This is a genomic window from Lentibacter algarum (genome assembly GCF_040580765.1).
GTDB classification, from domain to species: domain Bacteria; phylum Pseudomonadota; class Alphaproteobacteria; order Rhodobacterales; family Rhodobacteraceae; genus Lentibacter; species Lentibacter algarum.
Window position 1 is genome coordinate 2,516,004 of sequence record NZ_CP158687.1, and the last position, 18,291, is coordinate 2,534,294.

The 18,291-nt window shown below is 55.3% G+C and carries 19 protein-coding genes and 1 tRNA gene; 7 read left to right on the plus strand and 13 right to left on the minus strand.

Going from position 1 to position 18,291, the window contains the following annotated elements:
* Positions 1-12: 12 nt before the first annotated feature.
* From DSM117340_RS12530 to rsfS, 7 genes are all read right to left on the minus strand, one after another.
* Complete coding sequence (locus DSM117340_RS12530; RefSeq protein ID WP_089892178.1) at positions 13-495, minus strand: RNA pyrophosphohydrolase; 483 nt, start codon at positions 493-495, stop codon at positions 13-15.
* A gap of 7 nt (positions 496-502) precedes the next feature.
* A complete protein-coding gene (locus DSM117340_RS12535) occupies positions 503-1,243 on the minus strand; it encodes a sulfite exporter TauE/SafE family protein (protein WP_089892180.1) in 741 nt (246 codons plus the stop codon).
* Positions 1,244-1,475: 232 nt separating this feature from the next.
* Positions 1,476-2,816, minus strand: a complete 1,341-nt coding sequence (locus DSM117340_RS12540; protein WP_089892183.1) for a S41 family peptidase — start codon at positions 2,814-2,816, stop codon at positions 1,476-1,478.
* 3 nt (positions 2,817-2,819) lie between these two features.
* Entirely contained in the window at positions 2,820-3,962 is a 1,143-nt protein-coding gene (locus DSM117340_RS12545) for a peptidoglycan DD-metalloendopeptidase family protein (RefSeq protein ID WP_089892187.1), read from the minus strand.
* Positions 3,959-5,476 carry a 2,3-bisphosphoglycerate-independent phosphoglycerate mutase gene (gene gpmI, locus DSM117340_RS12550; RefSeq protein ID WP_089892190.1) on the minus strand — a complete coding sequence of 506 codons (1,518 nt, stop codon included), beginning with the start codon at positions 5,474-5,476 and terminating at the stop codon, positions 3,959-3,961. The genes DSM117340_RS12545 and gpmI overlap by 4 nt, the downstream gene beginning before the upstream one ends.
* Before the next feature lie 64 nt (positions 5,477-5,540).
* Entirely contained in the window at positions 5,541-6,011 is a 471-nt protein-coding gene (rlmH, locus tag DSM117340_RS12555; RefSeq protein ID WP_089892192.1) for a 23S rRNA (pseudouridine(1915)-N(3))-methyltransferase RlmH, read from the minus strand.
* Between the two features lies 1 nt (position 6,012).
* Entirely contained in the window at positions 6,013-6,462 is a 450-nt protein-coding gene (gene rsfS / locus DSM117340_RS12560) for a ribosome silencing factor (protein WP_089892194.1), read from the minus strand.
* 102 nt (positions 6,463-6,564) lie between these two features.
* Between rsfS and DSM117340_RS12565 the strand changes: the two genes are divergently transcribed.
* Positions 6,565-7,014 (plus strand): hypothetical protein, encoded by a 450-nt coding sequence (locus DSM117340_RS12565; RefSeq protein WP_089892197.1) that lies wholly within the window; start codon positions 6,565-6,567, stop codon positions 7,012-7,014.
* 137 nt (positions 7,015-7,151) lie between these two features.
* Here the strand turns inward: DSM117340_RS12565 and DSM117340_RS12570 are convergent, their stop codons facing one another.
* Genes DSM117340_RS12570 through DSM117340_RS12580 form a run of 3 tightly spaced genes read right to left on the minus strand, consistent with a single transcriptional unit; the run spans position 7,152 to position 10,163 of the window.
* Positions 7,152-8,159, minus strand: a complete 1,008-nt coding sequence (locus DSM117340_RS12570) for an ABC transporter substrate-binding protein (protein ID WP_089892200.1) — start codon at positions 8,157-8,159, stop codon at positions 7,152-7,154.
* Positions 8,138-9,505, minus strand: coding sequence for a sensor histidine kinase (locus tag DSM117340_RS12575; protein WP_089892203.1), 1,368 nt, complete (start codon positions 9,503-9,505; stop codon positions 8,138-8,140). Before DSM117340_RS12575 ends, DSM117340_RS12570 begins: the two co-directional genes overlap by 22 nt.
* On the minus strand, positions 9,495-10,163 hold the full coding sequence (locus tag DSM117340_RS12580; RefSeq protein ID WP_089892206.1) for a response regulator transcription factor: 669 nt from the start codon (positions 10,161-10,163) through the stop codon (positions 9,495-9,497). Before DSM117340_RS12580 ends, DSM117340_RS12575 begins: the two co-directional genes overlap by 11 nt.
* Before the next feature lie 105 nt (positions 10,164-10,268).
* On the opposite strand from DSM117340_RS12580, the gene DSM117340_RS12585 reads away from it, so the two are divergent.
* From DSM117340_RS12585 to DSM117340_RS12595, 3 genes are all read left to right on the plus strand, one after another.
* Complete coding sequence (locus tag DSM117340_RS12585) at positions 10,269-11,261, plus strand: tripartite tricarboxylate transporter substrate-binding protein (RefSeq protein ID WP_354689676.1); 993 nt, start codon at positions 10,269-10,271, stop codon at positions 11,259-11,261.
* An 84-nt stretch (positions 11,262-11,345) separates the two neighbouring features.
* Positions 11,346-11,828, plus strand: a complete 483-nt coding sequence (locus tag DSM117340_RS12590; RefSeq protein WP_089892212.1) for a tripartite tricarboxylate transporter TctB family protein — start codon at positions 11,346-11,348, stop codon at positions 11,826-11,828.
* Position 11,829: 1 nt separating this feature from the next.
* Positions 11,830-13,311, plus strand: a complete 1,482-nt coding sequence (locus DSM117340_RS12595; protein ID WP_089892215.1) for a tripartite tricarboxylate transporter permease — start codon at positions 11,830-11,832, stop codon at positions 13,309-13,311.
* A 397-nt stretch (positions 13,312-13,708) separates the two neighbouring features.
* Here DSM117340_RS12595 and DSM117340_RS12600 read toward each other — a convergent pair whose 3' ends face one another.
* Entirely contained in the window at positions 13,709-14,572 is an 864-nt protein-coding gene (locus DSM117340_RS12600; protein WP_089892219.1) for an N-formylglutamate amidohydrolase, read from the minus strand.
* 153 nt (positions 14,573-14,725) lie between these two features.
* On the opposite strand from DSM117340_RS12600, the gene DSM117340_RS12605 reads away from it, so the two are divergent.
* The 3 genes from DSM117340_RS12605 (at position 14,726) to DSM117340_RS12615 (ending at position 16,085) form a co-directional block, all read left to right on the plus strand.
* Positions 14,726-14,800 (plus strand) — tRNA-Val (locus DSM117340_RS12605).
* A gap of 87 nt (positions 14,801-14,887) precedes the next feature.
* Positions 14,888-15,013 (plus strand): type B 50S ribosomal protein L36, encoded by a 126-nt coding sequence (gene ykgO, locus DSM117340_RS12610; protein WP_085850311.1) that lies wholly within the window; start codon positions 14,888-14,890, stop codon positions 15,011-15,013.
* Between the two features lie 193 nt (positions 15,014-15,206).
* Complete coding sequence (locus DSM117340_RS12615; protein ID WP_143037438.1) at positions 15,207-16,085, plus strand: hypothetical protein; 879 nt, start codon at positions 15,207-15,209, stop codon at positions 16,083-16,085.
* A gap of 21 nt (positions 16,086-16,106) precedes the next feature.
* Here the strand turns inward: DSM117340_RS12615 and DSM117340_RS12620 are convergent, their stop codons facing one another.
* Together DSM117340_RS12620 and DSM117340_RS12625 are read right to left on the minus strand one after the other, a co-directional pair.
* Positions 16,107-17,327: an AMP-binding protein gene (locus DSM117340_RS12620; RefSeq protein WP_354689677.1), complete on the minus strand. Its 1,221-nt coding sequence runs from the start codon at positions 17,325-17,327 to the stop codon at positions 16,107-16,109.
* Positions 17,328-17,433: 106 nt separating this feature from the next.
* Entirely contained in the window at positions 17,434-18,258 is an 825-nt protein-coding gene (locus DSM117340_RS12625) for an ABC transporter ATP-binding protein (protein WP_089892226.1), read from the minus strand.
* Positions 18,259-18,291 lie beyond the last annotated feature (33 nt).

Here is an 18,291-nt window from a genome sequence, read left to right on the forward strand (position 1 = left end):
CCAACGGCACGATCATATCTGATCTGAAAATGCCTTAAGCACCGCGGCATAAACCTCGCGCTTGAACGGGACAATATTCGCGACAAGCTGATCTGCGGGAAGCCAGCGCCACTCCGAAAACTCTGGATGCTCGGTCGCAATATTGACATCGCTGTTTTGGCCGTGAAATCGCATCAGAAACCACTTCTGTTCTTGCCCGCGAAAGCGGCCTTTCCAGATCTTCGGCACAAGGTCGTGGGGCAAATCATAGGGCAGCCAGCCATCCGTTTCGCCCTCAACCGAAACCTTGTCTGCCGTTACACCTGTCTCTTCCCAAAGCTCGCGCAACGCCGCATCGCGCGCGCCCTCGCCAGCATCCACGCCGCCCTGCGGCATTTGCCATGCGTCTTGGTCTCGGTCGCGTCGCTGGCCCACAAACACGTGGCCCTCGGCGTTGACAAGCATCACCCCCACACAGGGGCGATAGGGCAGTTGGGCAATCTCTTCAGGGCTCATCACATCCTCACTTCAGAAAAAACAATACGGTCATGATCAGGCCAACAGCCACAATCCCACCGCGCAAAAGCTTCATATTGGTGATCTTACGCGCATAAGCGGCACCAAAATAGCCCCCTGCCGTCGTTGCCAGCGCCAGCACAATCGCGCTCTTCCAAGCAATCAGCCCCGCCACAGCAAGCGCGCCCGCTGAAACAATAGAAATCATCGTCGACATCAGGTTTTTGAGCCCGTTCATCCCGTGCAGATTGGCAAATCCCATGAGGCCAAACACCGCCAGAAGCATGATCCCGAGACCACCGTTAAAATACCCGCCATAAATCGAAACGCCCAAGACAACAGCCACAGAGCCAATCGTGCCAAGCCCGCCACCCTTCAAAAGCGTCAGAAGCTTTGGGCCCGCCGCGAATATCAGTGTTGCCACGAGCAAAAGCCAAGGCACGAGGCCCATAAAGACCTCCTCGTTTGTCACCGTTAGCAACAATGCGCCAATCAGCCCCCCAAGGGCAGAGATCAGCAACATAACAGGCAAGCTTAGCGCACCCTCTGCCGCAATATCCTTCCGGAACGCCCAAGCGCTCCCCGCATAGCCCGGAATAGCGGTCAATGTCGCCGTGGCATTGGCCATAATCGGCGGCACACCAAGCCAAACCAGCGCAGGAAAGGAAATAAATGTTCCGCCCCCCGCAACCGCATTGAGCGCGCCGGTGGCAAAGCCAGCGACACAGAGCACAAAAATTTCCAGCATAAGTCTTCCCCCCAGTTATGCCCCTTCTGGCGCATTGCGTTCCCCTCTGCAATCCCGCACCAAACCCAAACTGCACCCCAGTTTTTCTTTCTCAAAATATCTCGGGGGTGCGGGGGCTGGCCCCCGCATCGGTCGGATTTTTGCGCAGCAAAAATTCGAAACCACAGACCCTCTCAAACACAAAGAGCCGCACCCTCTCAGGTGCGGCTCCGATTTTTAACAGGCTGAGACCTTACTTGCTCTCGGGTCCGAGCGCTTCAAGTCCCTTGAGAATATCAATCGCGTAGGCGAGCTGATAATCCTCTTCGCGCAGCTTGGCTGCTGCGAGCGCCTTTTCCTGATCCTTCTTGATCTGTTCAATCTCGTCTTCGGTCAAGCTGTCGTTGTTGAGGCTGCCACGCAGGTCGGCCTCTGTGCGCGCTTCAAACTTGGTTTGCTCTTCTTCCGTCTCCGCGTCAGGCTTGCGGCGGGGCTGCTCCACAACAATATCAGGCGAAACGCCCAGCGCCTGAATTGAGCGCCCTGATGGCGTATAATACCGCGCCGTCGTCAAGCGCATCGCGCCCTCGCCTCTGAGCGGCATCACCGTTTGAACCGAGCCTTTGCCAAAGCTCTTCGTACCAACCACGATGGCGCGGCGATGGTCTTGCAACGCCCCTGCCACAATCTCGGAGGCCGATGCAGAGCCGCCATTGATCAAGACAACAATCGGCTTACCACCCGTCAGGTCACCCGCCGTTGCGTTATAGCGCTCGCCGTCTTCAGGGTTGCGCCCACGGGTCGAAACAATCTCGCCGCTCTCAAGGAATGCATCCGAAACTGCAATTGCCTCGGTCAACAGCCCGCCAGGGTTGTTGCGCAGATCAAGGATAAACCCGTTAACCTTGTCCATGCCACCCGCCTCTTCGATCTGCTCTTTGATCCCCGAAGCAAGGTTGGGCGAGGTCTGGCGGTTAAACGTCGTCACCCGCAAAACAACACTCGTGCCTTCTACGCGTGAGCGCACAGCCGTGAGCTTGATGGTATCTCGAATGATCGAAATTTCGAGCGGCTCATCTTCGCCTTCCCGTGCCACCGTGATGACAATCTCGCTGCCCACAGGCCCCCGCATCATCTCCACAGCTTCATCTAGCGTCAGGCCCAAAAGGCTCTCGCCATCCACGTGGGTGATAAAGTCGCCCGATTCAACGCCCGCTTCGTCCGCTGGTGTCCCATCAATCGGGGAAACAACTTTCACAAAGCCTTCTTCTTGGGTGACTTCGATGCCAAGCCCGCCAAACTCGCCGCTGGTCTGCACTTTCATGCCTTCCGCGTCTTCCGGGCTAAGGTAGCTTGAATGCGGATCAAGCGAGGTCAACATGCCGTTGATGGCCGCTTCAATCAGGTCGCCCTCGTCCACTTCTTCGACATATTGCGCACGAATGCGCTCGAAGATGTCACCAAACAGATCAAGCTGCTGATAAACATTCGTGGTCTTGGTGGATTCCTGTGCCAGCAAAGGCGCTGCCACCTGCGTGGTGATCAGCACGCTCGCAAGCGTTCCGGTTGCCGCCGCCATGAGAAATTTCTTCATGTCTCAGTCTTCCCTTTGTGTGCGAAACCAGCTCTCGGGGTTCACTGGCTCATTGTCTTCTCTTACTTCCAAATAGAGTGATTGTGAAAGGTCACTCCCTGTTCCATCACCAACTTGTGTCAATATTTCGCCGATTGCGGCGTCTTTGCCGCCCATAAGGCCCAAAGGTGCGCCTTCTGCAATCACCTCACCTGTTCGTCCATACACCACATCCAGCCCCGCGAATACCATCAGAAGCCCTGATTTTGGTTCAAGAATCATCACATTCCCAAAGTCCAAAAGCGGCCCCTGATAGCGGATTGTTGCGGCCACAGGAGCGCTGACAAGCGCGCGTGGGCGCGTCGCAAGCAAGACACCAGGCCGTTTGATCCCAGCAGCATCAGCCTCGCCCGCACGGCGCAAGACACGCCCCGCCACAGGCAACGGCAGCGCGCCCTTCTGGTCAAACACATCCACGTTTGCAGCTGTTTCCAAAGGCCCGCCGCTGATTTCACCCAAGCCAGCAGCAAAGGCTTCAAGCGTCTCGGTGGTGGCAATAAGCAATGCCGTTTTAACTGCATCTTCAGTAAACTTGCGTGGCAAATCTGTGCGGTCGGCAATCGCTTGGCTCAGAGCTGTGCGCGCGTCCTGTACCCCTGTGAGCCCGTCTTGCAAGCTGCGCTCCGCACCCGCCTGAAGCTGGCGCAAGGTGCTCACTTCAACAAGCGTTTCGCGCAAAGCGTCGGCCTGTGCATTCAGCGCAGGTGTCATCTGGCTCACAATCATACCCGCGCGCGCCGTGCCCAGCGCCCCCTCGGGATGCAAAAACAGACTGGGAGAGCCCGCGCGCCCGCGCGCCTGAAGCACCGTGAGCAGCGCCGCGATCTCCTCTTCCTGACCGGCGAGCTTAAGGCTCAGTTCCCGCTCGCGGATCGTGGCGCGGCGCAACCCTGCGCGCACGGCGCTCAGCCCCGCCTCATAGGCGCGCACCGTCTCACTCAAAGCTGCGACGCGCTCGCGCCCACCCTTCGCCGCCTCAAGCAGATCCCGCGCGGCGGACAAATCCTCAAGCGCGGATGCTGCGGCCTCTGCGGGGCTTACGTCTTGCGCCCAGAGCCCCGTTGGCACAGCCAGACAAGCCGCCAAGAGCGCTGCGCGCCAGTTCATACAATCAAACTTTCGCCAGTCATTTCTTCAGGCTGCGGCAGCCCCATAAGCGCCAGAAGTGTCGGCGCCAGATCACTCAAGCGCCCCTCACGCAAAGCCGCGCCCTTCGGGCCGCCCACAAGGATCACAGGCACAGGGTTAATGGTATGCGCCGTATGCGCACCCCCTGTCACCGGATCCCGCATCATTTCGCAATTGCCGTGATCCGCTGTGACGATCATAGAACCGCCCGCCTTTTCAAGCGCCGCAAGCACGCGGCCAAGGCCCTCATCGACAGCCTCACAAGCTTTCATCGCGGCTTTCAAATCGCCCGTATGGCCGACCATGTCAGGGTTCGCGTAGTTTGTTACGATGAGGTCAAACCCGTCTTCAATCGCGCCCACAAACGCGTCTGTGACTTCTGCGGCGCTCATCTCGGGCTGCATGTCATAGGTCGCAACCCTCGGGCTCGGCGCCATGTAGCGCACCTCGCCATCTTCCGCGCCTTCTTTGCCACCGTTGAGAAAGAAGGTCACATGTGGATACTTCTCTGTTTCCGCGAGGCGGAACTGCCGGAGGCCCTGCTTGGCGACCCATTCGCCCAGCGTATTCACAATCACCCGAGACGGGAAGACCGTGTCCATAAAGCGCTCGTGGGCTTCCGAATATTCAACCATCCCAAGCATCTGCAGCTTGGGCCGCGCGCCCGTGTCAAACCCGTCAAAATCAGGCTCAGCCATTGCCGCCAGTATCTCCCGCGCGCGGTCAGCACGGAAGTTAAGACAAAAGACACCGTCACCGTCCTTCATACCCTCATAGCCGCGCAGAACCGTGGCCGAGATAAACTCGTCGGTCTCGCTGCGGTTATAAGCATTTGAAATCGCGCCATGCGCGTCCATCGCCTTATAGCCGCTTTGCCCATGCACCATAGCGTCATAGGCTTCCTTGACCCGCTCCCAGCGGTTGTCACGATCCAGCGCAAAATATCGCCCCGTAACCGTAACGATCTTGGCATTGGCAGGAAGTGCCTCCGTGAGGGCCGCAAAATACCCAAAGGCCGATTTCGGCGCTACGTCGCGCCCGTCTGCAATTGCGTGAATAGCCACAGGTACACCCGCCTCAGCAATCGCATTGACCGACGCGATCAGATGCACAAGCGAGCCATGCACGCCCCCGTCCGAGACAAGCCCGACAAGATGTGCTGTGCCACCTGTCTCCTTCAACTGAGCGATAAACGCTTTCAGCCGTTCGTTCTCAAAATAGCTCTGATCCTCAATCGCCAGATCGATCTGCCCAAGGTCCATCGCGACAACGCGCCCCGCGCCGATATTGGTGTGACCAACCTCAGAGTTGCCCATCTGCCCGCTCGGCAGGCCCACATCAGGCCCATGAGTGGTGAGAAAATTGTGAGGGCACTCCGCTGAGATCCTGTCAAAATTGGGCGTATTGGCCAGCAAAGGTGCATTGTCCTCACGCCGCTCCGAGTGGCCCCACCCATCCAAAATACACAAAACAACCGGTTTTTGTCTGCTCATTGCCCATACCTTCTTTGCGACAAGCGTTTACGCTCTCAAACGCTTCGGGGCAACACCCAGAGCCTTATTCGCGGTGATACGGCGCACCCGCCAAAATCGACGCCGCGCGATAAAGCTGCTCGGACAGCATGACCCGCACAAGCATATGCGGCCAGACCATCTTTCCAAAACTCACAGAATGCGCTGCCCGCGACCGCAGGCTCGGCGCGATCCCGTCAGCACCACCAATGACAAATGCCACATCCTGCGCGCCTTTGTCCCGCCAGCCCGCCAAGCGCTCGGCAAACTGGGGCGAGCTTTCCACGCGCCCACGCTCATCGAGACAAACCAAGACGCAGCCCTTAGGCAAAGCCCGCTCCAAAAGGGCGGCCTCAGCCTCCATGCCACCGCCCTTCTTGTCCTCAACTTCCACAACAGAAAGGGCGGTAAGCCCTAGCCCCCGCCCCGTGCGCTCAAAGCGCGTCACATAATCATCAATCAGCGCTTTCTCAGGCCCGCCTCTCAGACGGCCCACCGCGCAGATCTGAACTCGCATATCAGGCCTTTTCCGCCTCAGGCGTCAGCCACATCTTCTCAAGCTGGTAAAACTCGCGCACTTCAGGGCGGAAGACATGAACGATAATATCGCCCGTATCGACCAAAACCCAGTCGCCCGTGTTCTTGCCTTCGATCTTTGAGGCGCGGCCGTGATCAAGCTTCAAGCGCTCCGCAAGCTTCTCAGAGATCGCGCCCACCTGACGCGACGAGCGCCCGGAGCAAACAACCATATAATCGCCAATAGATGTCTTCCCGCGCAGATCAATCTGCACGACATCTTCAGCTTTATCATCGTCAAGTGATTTCAGTATGGCAGCAAGCAAGTCTTCGCTGCTCAGCTCTTTGGCCTTTTTTGGGGCCGCATGCGCCGCGCCTTTGGCCGCAACAACGTTTGGTGACAGGACGAAGTCCCTCCTTCTTACACATCTGTTGGCCCCGATGCCGAGCATGGCGCAAGCGTAACACCCCAAGTGTAAATGCTCAATGACCGCTATTCCCACACGTGAAAATATGCGACCCATGCGCATCTATTGTCGTTTTGGGGCCTATTCATGCGTTTTTTTGTTGTTCTGCTTGCCTGCTTTCTTGCCCCCGCGCTCCACGCGCAGTCCAGCCCCGCTTGGACGGCCGGCCACTCAGGCAAAGCCAGCTTTGCCAGCGCACAGGGCGCAAACGGCCTCGGCGCAACCCTGCGCTTTGAAGACGGCGAAAGCACAGCTCAACTCTTCATCACAGGCCTCTGGAGTGCCCGCCCGCTCACCCTGCGCCTTTCTGTGAGCTATGCAGGCGGCAAAATCACCCCGCTCGACACCTACCGACACGGCAAAATCGTGATGCTACAAGGCCAGCCCGCCTATAGCCTCACCCTCCCCCGCACCGCCCTGCGCCCCCTCAAAGGCGGCGATACACTGATCATTGAAGACCTGACACAGCGCGGAGTGATCCCCCTCACAGGATCATCAGCAGCGATCAAAGCGGCTGAAGCCGGGACGGGTTTGTAGCGAAGGGGTGGTCATTGCGGCTGTAGTCACCCGATGGGCCAGTGTCCGCCTTTACAACCCCATAGGCGATGTCACCAAATTTGGCAGAAAGGGGGCATTCGCTACGATAGCAAGAAATCTGCACAGACAAGCAAATCCTAGTCCACTTGGACAATGGCATCTTCCCATTCGCGAATGAATGCTTCCCGTTTCATTTTATCCAGATAGGTCATCAAAGCTGGATCGAGGCCGATGGTCCGTTGTGTTTGATAGTCTTGAGAGCCGGCGAGCGGTGGCAATGGGAAAATGCGTGGATCGCCGACCGCTTGTAATTTCAAGAGGTGGCGAACAAAGCTTTTGGCACGTTGCGGGTCTGGTGCGGCCACAGATACTAAGGTCGTCCGCATCATAGTCGTTGGAAACTCTGACGGTAGGATGACCATGAGATCATCGGATGCTTCCGCCTCCGCCTGTGCGTAGCTCCCCAAGACATTATAGGCCATGATCAGATCACCCGATCGCAAGTCGTCGATCATCTGGCCGGAACAACAGTATAGTTTTGCGCCAACGCGACCCATCACTTCTGTCAAACGCCAATAGGTCTCAGTTGCGCGCGCATCTTGAGTGGCAAAAAGATAGCCCAAGCCAGATTGCCTCACATCATAAGTCCCGACCCGCCCCTGAAACCGTTTCGGATGGTCGCGCATCAGTTGTATCAAATCTTGTCGGCTGCTTGGAACCAATAGGTCGTTAAAGGCTTGGCGATTGAGGACAATGGCAGCAGGTTCGGAGGTAAATGCAAAAAGTCTGTTGTGCCACTGCGCCCATTCCGGATGGTCAACGTTCACGACAGCTGAAGAAAACCCATCGTTTGCCAGCTTGAGCTGAAGGTCCATTGCACTAGAGATCACGATATCGAACTGATCAGGTCGAGCTCGAAACAACTGGTCTAGACCAACAGTCCCTGCAACAAGGTATTCCACAGATGTATTCGGCGACGTGGCTATAAAGTCTTCAATAATCGGCGCAAAAAAAGACGTGTCTGTGCTGGAGAGTATGCGCAATGGCGGCATGTCGGATGTTCCGAAAACCTGCCTGTCTTCCCAGTTCTGAGCGGCAACAAGAGACGACATCAAAATTGCGACTAGAAATACAAGGTAACGCATGCACCGCCCTCCGCTGTGTTGGTCAATATCATCTCGCCACCATGCGCAATTGCAACCTCATGGGCGATCGTCAATCCAAGCCCTGAGCCGACTTTATTACCCATGTCTTTGCCCCGCACGAAACGCCCCGTGAGCGTTTGCATTTCATCCGCCGCAAACCCTGTCCCCTCATCCATAATGCTGACAGACAAACGTGGTGTCTCAGAGACACGCACGGTGACAGTCGTCTCAACAGGCGCATATTTCAGAGCATTGTCGATAAGATTGCGAAGCGCGTTTTGAAGCAAGATCGCATCTCCTTGTAAGGCTGCAGGTCCGTCGAGTTCCATCACAATAGAAATGTCTTTCATCTCCGCGACGGGTGACATGCTTTGAACGAGGTCGCGCAACAGGTCGGCCAGCGCGATCCGCGACAGCTCGAGGCTTTCGGCGCGAAACGTCACCATGGCATGATCAAGGAGTTGCCCCGCAGCGCGGCTGCTTTCGTCAATTGCGCGCACCATGGCCTGCAAAGATTTTCGATTTTCGGTGTGCTCCACGCGCTGCAATGTCGCTTCGGCATGTGATCGTACCGTCGCAAGCGGCGTGCGAATGCGGTGCGCTGCTTCGGCAATAAAGTCTTCAGATTGGGTCAAGGTGTGGTCCAGCCGCGACATAAACCTATTCAAAGATCCAACCAAAGGGGCCATTTCTGATGGCACGGGTTGGGTCACAGGTCTTAGGTCTTGCGGTCCGCGGCGTGTCACAGAAAATGTCAGGCGGCGCATTTGACCGCTGGTGGTCGAGGCGGCCCAAATCGCGAGCGCCGATGACAGTACGAAGAACCCAAGCCCCAACAAAGCAATATTGCGCGATATCGTATTCAAGGTGTTTGACAACGCATCCTGCGTTTGAGCAACAGAAACAGACACGTTTCGAGGTCCGTCCGTTCCAGTTAATATCCGTAGACCTGTCGCGACACGCACTTGTTCTGCGTTGAAGACTGTCGTTTCAAAATGGGCGGCACCGGCAGATAAATCACTCGGCGGTACAAGCCATTCATAGCCAGACAACAAGGTCCTGCCTTCGTGGATTGCGTAAAAAACGCGATCATCTGCAACGGTGTTGAGCATCGATAGCGATGAGTAAGGGAAATCTAGCGTCACGCGGCCTTCACGGATTACGGCGGTATCCAATACTGATGCCATCGATGCGTTCAGGATATTGTCTTGACCTTGCTGTGCAACTTGGGCTGCCAGCCCACGCACAACAAAAAACAAAATCACAGCCAACACCGCTGCACCCCCTGTCATGATAAGAGCGAGCCGCCTTCGTAACGATCCTGAAACGTTCACCTCAGCTTTCATGCTCCAACCTATACCCCAGTCCTCGGAGCGTCACGATCCGCACATTTGATCCCTCCAAATGTTTGCGCAGTCGCCCAACATAGACTTCAATCGCATTTTCGGACACGTCGTCATCATAGGAAAACAGGCGGTCCACAAGTTTCTGTTTTGAGAAAACCTGCCCTTTGGAACTTATCAACAGCTCAAGCAACCGAAGTTCGCGATTGCGTAAATTGATGCTTTCTTTGTTCACGACCAAAAGGCCCGATACAGCATCAAATTCGACATCGCCTATCGTCTGGACGGATTGAGCGGATCCAGCATTGCGGCGCAAAACTGCACGGCAGCGCGCCTGTAATTCAGCGTGATCGAACGGTTTTGTCAGGTAATCATCAGCACCCAAATCGAGCAAACTGATTCTATCAGAAACTTGGCTTCGCGCGGTCAGAACAATCACCGGAGTGAGATTTTTGCGCGCCCGGTGCTGTTTTAGAAAGCTTCGGCCATCCCCATCCGGCAACATAATGTCCAGCAAAATCAGGTCATATTCACCAGTGTCAGCAAATGCGTTCGCATCTGCAATTTTTGCAGCATGATCAACTGTATGCCCATCCAAGCGGATGCGTGACGCAACCGCTTCTGCAAGCTCCAGATTGTCTTCGACCAGAAGGTACTTCATCGCGGAAATTAAACTTTTTTGACAGGTGACAGGTTTGTGTCAGGTTATCGTGGTTTCCTAGACACCTTAGCCGTCGGGAGAACGGCTATCAATTGGGAGAGAGATATGACAACTTTGAAGATGGCACGTCGTGCCCTGCTAGGGTCTGCGATAGCAACACTTGGCTTTGCATCACCTATGTTTGCGGATGGCCACCAAGTTCTGGATGAAATTCATTTTATCGTCCCTGGTGGTGCCGGTGGCGGCTGGGACGGCACAGCACGTGGCACGGGCGAAGCACTGACAGAGGCAGGTCTTGTTGGCTCTGCAACATATGAGAACATGTCGGGCGGCGGCGGCGGTGTAGCCATTGGCTATATGATCGAAAACGCCGCAAGCCTTGAAAACACATTGATGGTCAACTCGACCCCGATTGTGATCCGCTCGCTGACAGGCGTGTTTCCTCATAACTTCCGCGATCTGACATTGGTTGCTGGCACAATCGGCGACTACGCAGCCATTGTTGTAAGCAAAGACAGCCCTATTAATTCCATGGACGATCTGCTGGCTGCATTTGATGCAGATCCGGCGGGCACACCCATCGGTGGTGGTTCAGTTCCGGGTGGCATGGATCACCTTGTAGCTGCGATGGCAATGGAAGCGGCTGGACGCGACGCACTCGCAGTAAACTATATTGCCTATGACGCTGGGGGCACCGCCATGGCAGCACTGCTGTCAGGCGAAATTGCAGCCCTGTCCACTGGTTTTTCCGAAGCGGCTGACCTGTCGAACGCGGGCGAAGTCAAAATCATTGGGGTTACGTCGGACGATCGCGTTCCTGCCGTTCCCGATGCGATGACGATGACGATGAAAGAGCAAGGCATCAACACTTCATTCGTCAACTGGCGTGGTTTCTTCGGCGCACCGGGTCTGTCAGATGAAAAGACAGCTCAATATCAGGACGCAATTGCCAAGATGTATGACACACCCGAATGGGAAGCCGTGCGAGCGCGCAACGGTTGGGTCAACATCCACAATCCCGGCGACGATTTTCGCAGCTTTCTTGAAAACCAAGAAAAAGTAATCGGCGATCTGATGAAAAAGCTGGGCTTCCTCTAAGTCGCCAAGACAACTCAGACATAAGGGCGGCGCATCTAACTGCTCCGCCCTTTGCACAATTTTCGTATAGTGGAGGATAGGTCCATGACTTTGGATCGTTGGATTGCGCTCATACTGCTGGGTATCTGCATCATTTATGGCTACACAGCGTGGTTTACGATGGACGCGAGCCTTGCACCCTTCATGCGGCGCAACCCGATCTGGCCAAGCAGCTTCCCCAAGGTTTTGTCCGTTCTCGGTATACTGGCCTGCCTGATCATTTTGTCGGGCCTTGAAAAAGGCGGAGAGAAAATCGGTGAAATCGATCACAGACGTCTGGGGGACTATTTTTACGGACAAGCCCTTTTGCTTTTAGGACTGATGGTCCTTTACGCGCTATGCCTGCGCCCCGTCGGGTTTTTGGTGTCTACCTCTGCTTTTTTGATCATGGGCTCGTTTCTATTGGGGGAGCGAAAGTGGCATATCATGATACCTGTGGCCTTTGTCGCGACAGGCTCGGTTTGGTATCTTGTTCAAGAAGTGCTTGGCATCTTCCTGCGCCCCCTACCTGCATTTATGGGAGTTTAAGATGCTAGAAGGTATCCTGATCGGCCTCCAAACGGCTCTATCCCTCCAAAACCTATTGGTCGTCATCGGCGGCTGTCTGATTGGCACATTCATCGGCATGTTGCCCGGCCTTGGACCGATGTCGATAATCGCAATCATGATCCCAGTGGCCATCACGATGGGTGATCCGTCCGCCGCGCTAATCCTGTTGGCAGGCGTTTACTATGGGGCAATTTTTGGAGGATCGACCTCATCTATCTTGCTCAACGCACCTGGCGTGGCCGGAACGGTAGCGTCTTCGTTCGATGGATACCCGATGTCGCAACAGGGCAAGGCAGGCAAAGCGCTAACCATCGCAGCTATCGCGAGCTTTGCGGGCGGCACAATTGGCGCCCTCCTCTTAATGATATTTGCGCCCATGTTGTCGTCGGTCGCACTTCTCTTTCACTCCCCAGAATACTTCGCACTTATGGTCGTGGGCTTGTCGGCTATTGCCGCCTTCGCCGGACAGGGTCAGGTGACCAAAGCATTGCTGATGACGGTTCTAGGCCTGATCATGGCCACTGTCGGCGAGGGCGCATTGTTTAACTTGCCAAGGTTCACAGGCGGCATCATGGATCTGCAATCCGGCTTTGGGTTTATCACTCTGGCGATGGCCATGTTTGCCCTGCCAGAAGCGGTGTTCCTTATACTGAAACCTAAGAACCTCGGCGACAATGGCGGCGAAATCAAAGATCTGCGCATCACCCGCGCTGAAGCCCGCGCAATTGCGCCCGTCATTGGCCGCCAGTCTATTCAAGGGTTCTTCATCGGCGTCTTGCCTGGAGCAGGTGCTACAATTGCATCCTTTCTTGGCTACGCAGTGGAGCGCAACATCGCACCAAAGCACGAACAAGAAGAATTCGGAAAAGGGTCGATCAAAGGGCTGGCAGCACCTGAAACCGCCAACAACGCAGCCTGCACTGGTTCGTTTGTGCCATTGCTTACACTCGGTATTCCAGGGTCGGGCACGACAGCTATTTTACTCGGCGCATTGATTGCGCTCAACGTAACCCCTGGTCCACGCCTAATGGTTGATGATCCACAGATTTTTTGGGCCGTCATCATGTCCATGTTCATAGGCAATCTTGTGCTTCTGATCCTGAACCTGCCCTTAATCCCTTATATCGCCAAACTTCTGGCTATACCTCGCAATTTCTTGATCCCTTTCATCCTCTTTTTCACGCTGATGGGTGCTTACATCGGCCAGAACAATGCAACAGAATTGCTCATGTTGGTCGGGTTTGGCATCTGCGGCATTGCGTTAAAATTCGCCAACTACCCACTGCCACCTCTTTTGATCGGGTTCATCTTGGGCGGCATGATGGAGGATAACTTCTCACGCTCGGTGCAGCTTTATGGCGGCATATCGTTCATTGTTGAACGGCCCATGACACTTGGCTTGCTGGTCATTGCAGTAGGCCTGATCATCGTTCCGGTCCTCAGGAACCGCCTGACCAAGTGATATCAGCCACACGGGCCTGTATCGCTCCAACAGCGCCTTCCTGCGCTGTCTCAGTTACGAGTGTTCTGCAGGTTCCAGAAAGCAGGCCTAAACCTCAGTATAGAGATTTGCGGGATGGGATCGCAGCAGTCCATCGCTCTGTAAAAGCTTAATGCCCTCTAAGGGCCGACAGCAGCCCCGCCGAACGCCCCTTTAACTTAATTTCCGTTAACACATTCCCCGTTCAGGCGGTGCACGGGTTGTGTACGGGTTGTGCACGCTTTTCACCCCCTCGATTCAGCTGTGTTTTGGCGCATTAACCCTTCGGGACGCTGGGGTCATGGGGCGGCAACGCGGGGCTGCTATACTCGGGCAAATCTCACTAAAACGTTTGATAAATATAGATAAATTTTACGGATCACTCCGCCGCAAGAGGCTCCGCCACCTTGCGGCCGATTTCACAAATCTCCGCTGTGATCCCCTTGAGAACCCGCCGAAACGCCTCAAAGTTCCCGTTCGGGCGTATCATCTGCTCGTTCATATAGATCGAGCGATCAATTTCGATCTGGATCGCGTGTTGTCCCTTTGAAGGCCGCCCGTATGTCTGGCAAATATAGGCCCCTGCAAAGGGTACATTGCGCACCACATGTAGCCCTGCACGGGTAAACGCCGCCTCAATATGATCGACAATCTCGGTGCTTGCCGAGGCGCCATGTCGGTCCCCGATCACCACTTCGGGACGGCGGATCGCCCCCCGCGCCGCAAGGTCCATCGCCTCATGGGGCATCGAATGGCAGTCAACCAAGATTGCCTCGCCAAAAGCGGCTTTTGACTGGTCCAAAAGCTTGCCCAACATCTCGTGATAGGGCCGCCAGTAAATATTGATTCTGCGCTCCGCCTCGCTCAAAGGCAGCTTTCCACGATAAATCGCACGCCCCCCTGCCACCACGCGCGGCACCACTCCAAGCCCCGAAGCCACCCGCGGATTGTGCCCCCGCGCGCTCACCCCCTCAAACAATGCTGGATCCAGCTCCTCTGGCGCGCGGTTCAGATCAATAAAAGCACGCGGCGCGCCCGCTGTCAGAAACGGTGCACCACATTTGGGCGCATGTGAAAAAAGCCTATCTACAAAGGCGTCTTCCGATGTTCGGATGGTGTGTTGGTCCAAAACAGTCTTGCGCAGAAACGTCCAAGGATAGTCCCGCCCACTGTGCGGCGAGGCAAACACAACAGATGTTGTGCGCCGTTCAGGGTGGATCAAATCATAAGCGACACGCGGCATTCTGGCTCCAGTTTCTTAAGGCGAGTATAGGCCAAAAAAATGAAGCGTCAAAAGCTCTTGATCATATCTGCGACTCCTTTTATAGACACGAGGCGCTGGCGCGGGTTTCCGCGTCCCTTTTTGTTTTAAGGGACGAAAAAACCAAGTCAGTTCGGGCGATTAGCTCAGTGGTAGAGCACTTCGTTGACATCGAAGGGGTCACAAGTTCGAACCTTGTATCGCCCACCATGAACCATTCACCGCACGGGGGAGTTCCCTCGCGCACCCGCAAACCCAAAGGCGCAAGCCCTGCGCCGCGACCAAGGAGACGACCTCATGAAGGTTAGAAACTCACTCCGCTCGCTCAAGAGCCGGCACCGTGACTGCCGCATCGTGCGCCGCAAGGGCCGCGTTTATGTGATCAACAAAACACAGCCTCGCTTCAAAGCCCGTCAAGGCTAAGCTTAGCTGAACGCAGCACTGCAAAAAGAGCCGCGCCTTTCGAGGGGCGGCTCTTTTCTTTTGGACTGCCCCCATCCCCTTACATCAAAGCCCATTATGTCATATCATCTTGGACAGATGAGTGATGCAATCAAGGTCTGAACTGGGCATGAGGCGCAAGATATTTGGATGGCTTCTTTGCGGGGCACTGAGCGTGAGCAACAGCGCTCCCAGCCTCGCCTGTGCCTTTCACGGCTATACTCCAAACCCAACACTCGTTGACCTGCTTATGATGACCGAGCAGGTTGTCATCGCAGACATAGACCCCTCTCAGCCAAACCGATACCGGCTGCTCGAAGTGCTCATGGGGCCCCATGTTTCGGACATACCAATCACTGTTTCAGCATCAGTCACCAAGACTATCTCGCAAAACCCTTCAGCACGTGTCCTACTGGCACGTGATGGGCCCTACGGTCCTTGGCAAATGCTCAAAGTACTCGACAATAGGCTCCATCATGTTTTGAGCTACGTTATCGAGCGCCAGTCCGCGCTAATCAATGGCGGCGATGAAGAACGCCTCACGTTGTTTGTTTCACTCTTAAATGATCCAAGTCCAGATGTTCACCAGCTTGCTTTGCAAGAGTTGGATCGCGCGCCATATAGCGCGCTTCAGAAGCTTGTCATCCCCAATATAGCAGGGCTAAAACAAGAGATTGAAACAGGCGATGAGGGCTTAATGCCGATACGCGTTTTGCTGGCCGGTTTAACAAAAGACCAAAGCTACAAGCCTTTTATGATGGAAGAGCTGGCAATGGCTGTCGAAGGCAACGTTTCTTATATGGGCGCTTATGCAACTGCCCTAATCGAGCTGGGGGGCACGGACGCAGTTCAATATCTGATTGACGAGTATTTGACTGACAAGGCTCAGCCACTCGATAGCCGGATCAAGATTCTCGAAGCCCTCTCACTCCAGCACAAAAATGCAGAACGCAAAACGAGACGCGCAATCGCCCGTGGTGTAGCCCATGAATTGCACCAGTCGCCGGAGCTGAAAGAACCTGCTACGCGCTTCTTCGGGTTTCGCATTCGCTAGAGTGCAAAAGCCAAAGAAGGCCTAGTCGTAGCTGCGAAGATCTTCGATCACCTTGCCGTCATTGGGCAGACTACCACGCCCGACAATCTCGATTTCACCCTTGAGCTTCAAGACTTCAGAAACAGACTTGGCGTAAGCCGCAGCATCTCCGCCCTCGGCTTCAACCATGACAGTCATCGCATCCATCTCGCCTTGGCGCTTGGCCACAACACGAGCTTTGAAAATCTCGCTATGCTTGGCGACAAAAGCCGCAACCTGCTCGGGGCGCACGAACATACCTTTAATCTTTGTGGTCTGGTCCGCGCGGCCCATCCAACCTTTGATACGCATATTCGTCCGTCCACAGGGGCTCTGCCCTTCCATAACAGCGCTCATGTCTCCCGTAGCGAAGCGGATCAGCGGATAGTCAGGGTTGAGCGTAGTCACAACAACTTCGCCTACCTCGCCTGGGGCCACAGGATCGCCAGTTCCCGGGCGCACAATCTCTACGATGACACCTTCATCAACAATCATGCCTTCCATGGCAGGCGTCTCGTAGGCAATTGTGCCAAGGTCTGCAGTACCGTAGCTCTGCAAACACATAATACCACGGTCTTTATATTCCTGACGCAGACTTGGGAAAAGCGCGCCGCCGCCGACAGCCGCCTTACTAAACTTCAACTTAAGGCCCATCTCTTCGGCCTTATCCAGAATGAGCTTGAGGTAATCGGGAGTGCCCACATAAGCCGTACAGCCAATATCATGCGCCGCCTGCGCCTGAAGCTCAGTCTGGCCAACACCAGCAGGCAGAACAGCCGCGCCAACAGCGCGTGCACCGTTCTCAAACATCATCCCTGCCGGCGTAAGGTGATAAGAAAAACAGTTTTGGACAATATCACCCGAACCAATACCTGCAGCCGCCAAAAAGCGTCCCGCGCGCCACCAGTCATGGCTCATATTGCCGGGTTCATAGATCGGTCCTGGGCTCTGGAAAATATGCGCAAAGCCCACAGCGTTCACAGCCGTCAGCCCACCAAAAGGCGGGGCCTTCTTCTGAGCAGCACCAAGATCAGACTTGCGTAGCACAGGTAAAGACGCAAGGGCCTCCGCCGTTGTGATAGCTGACGCATCAACGCCTTCAAGACGGCTCCCATAGCCAGACAGCCCTTGCGCCAATGCTACTTGCTGCGGCAAACGCAGCGCAATTTCCGCAGCGCGCGTCTCGGCGGATCGCGTCTCCAACTCGTCGAAAAACTGGCCCATCTTGTAAACCTTCTTGTGCTCATTTGCGCCCAACTGGCGGCATGGTGCGGACATCACCCTCGCGATCAGCGGGGTCTATATTCTTTCAAAACTCAGCTTGGCTGCCTTAGCTGAGCCAGCGCTTGCGTCGACGATAGGAGCGCACATCGCGGAAGCTTTTGCGCCCATCATCAGACATGCCGAGGTAAAACTCTTTAACATCCGGGTTCTCGCGCAGCTCTTTCGCTGGCCCGTCCATAACCACACGGCCTGATTCAAGAATATACCCATAGTGGGCGAACCTGAGAGCTACGTTTGTATTCTGTTCAGCCAAAAGGAAGGTATACCCTTCTCCCTCATTGAGCTGTTTCACAATACCAAAGATCTGCTCAACAAGCTGAGGCGCAAGCCCCATTGACGGTTCGTCCAAAAGGATCGTTTCTGGCCGGCTCATCAAAGCGCGACCAATCGCAACCATTTGTTGCTCTCCGCCCGATGTATAGCCAGCTTGCGAGCGACGGCGTTCCTTCAGGCGTGGGAAATAATTGTAAACCATCTCAAGGTCCGCATCGACAGCACCTTTGCCATCGGTCCGCGTATAGGCGCCTGTGAGCAAGTTTTCCTCAACGGTGAGGTGCTCAAAACAATGCCGCCCTTCCATCACTTGGATTACACCACGCTTGACCAGATCGGCTGGATCAAGATGCTGCGTAATCTCGCCACGATAGCTCACGCTTCCTTTGGTGACTTCGCCACGCTCCGAGTGAAGCAGGTTTGAAATCGCCTTGAGCGTCGTCGTCTTACCCGCGCCGTTACCGCCCAACAGGGCAGTGATACCGCCTTTGGGCACTTTGAGCGAAACGCCTTTCAGCACAAGGATCACGTGATTGTAGATCACCTCGATGTTGTTCACTTCCAGAACGGTGTCGTTTGTTTCACCAGCATCCAGCATATCAGGGCTCGCTTATTTGAATTCGTTTACAGG

Coding starts and splice junctions, on each gene's coding strand:
- DSM117340_RS12530 (WP_089892178.1), bottom strand. CDS start 495: ATGAGCCCTGAAGAGATTGCCCAACTGCCCTATCGCCCCTGTGTGGGG.
- DSM117340_RS12535 (WP_089892180.1), bottom strand. CDS start 1,243: ATGCTGGAAATTTTTGTGCTCTGTGTCGCTGGCTTTGCCACCGGCGCG.
- DSM117340_RS12540 (WP_089892183.1), bottom strand. CDS start 2,816: ATGAAGAAATTTCTCATGGCGGCGGCAACCGGAACGCTTGCGAGCGTG.
- DSM117340_RS12545 (WP_089892187.1), bottom strand. CDS start 3,962: ATGAACTGGCGCGCAGCGCTCTTGGCGGCTTGTCTGGCTGTGCCAACG.
- gpmI (WP_089892190.1), bottom strand. CDS start 5,476: ATGAGCAGACAAAAACCGGTTGTTTTGTGTATTTTGGATGGGTGGGGC.
- rlmH (WP_089892192.1), bottom strand. CDS start 6,011: ATGCGAGTTCAGATCTGCGCGGTGGGCCGTCTGAGAGGCGGGCCTGAG.
- rsfS (WP_089892194.1), bottom strand. CDS start 6,462: ATGCTCGGCATCGGGGCCAACAGATGTGTAAGAAGGAGGGACTTCGTC.
- DSM117340_RS12565 (WP_089892197.1), top strand. CDS start 6,565: ATGCGTTTTTTTGTTGTTCTGCTTGCCTGCTTTCTTGCCCCCGCGCTC.
- DSM117340_RS12570 (WP_089892200.1), bottom strand. CDS start 8,159: ATGCGTTACCTTGTATTTCTAGTCGCAATTTTGATGTCGTCTCTTGTT.
- DSM117340_RS12575 (WP_089892203.1), bottom strand. CDS start 9,505: ATGAAAGCTGAGGTGAACGTTTCAGGATCGTTACGAAGGCGGCTCGCT.
- DSM117340_RS12580 (WP_089892206.1), bottom strand. CDS start 10,163: ATGAAGTACCTTCTGGTCGAAGACAATCTGGAGCTTGCAGAAGCGGTT.
- DSM117340_RS12585 (WP_354689676.1), top strand. CDS start 10,269: ATGACAACTTTGAAGATGGCACGTCGTGCCCTGCTAGGGTCTGCGATA.
- DSM117340_RS12590 (WP_089892212.1), top strand. CDS start 11,346: ATGACTTTGGATCGTTGGATTGCGCTCATACTGCTGGGTATCTGCATC.
- DSM117340_RS12595 (WP_089892215.1), top strand. CDS start 11,830: ATGCTAGAAGGTATCCTGATCGGCCTCCAAACGGCTCTATCCCTCCAA.
- DSM117340_RS12600 (WP_089892219.1), bottom strand. CDS start 14,572: ATGCCGCGTGTCGCTTATGATTTGATCCACCCTGAACGGCGCACAACA.
- ykgO (WP_085850311.1), top strand. CDS start 14,888: ATGAAGGTTAGAAACTCACTCCGCTCGCTCAAGAGCCGGCACCGTGAC.
- DSM117340_RS12620 (WP_354689677.1), bottom strand. CDS start 17,327: ATGGGCCAGTTTTTCGACGAGTTGGAGACGCGATCCGCCGAGACGCGC.
- DSM117340_RS12625 (WP_089892226.1), bottom strand. CDS start 18,258: ATGCTGGATGCTGGTGAAACAAACGACACCGTTCTGGAAGTGAACAAC.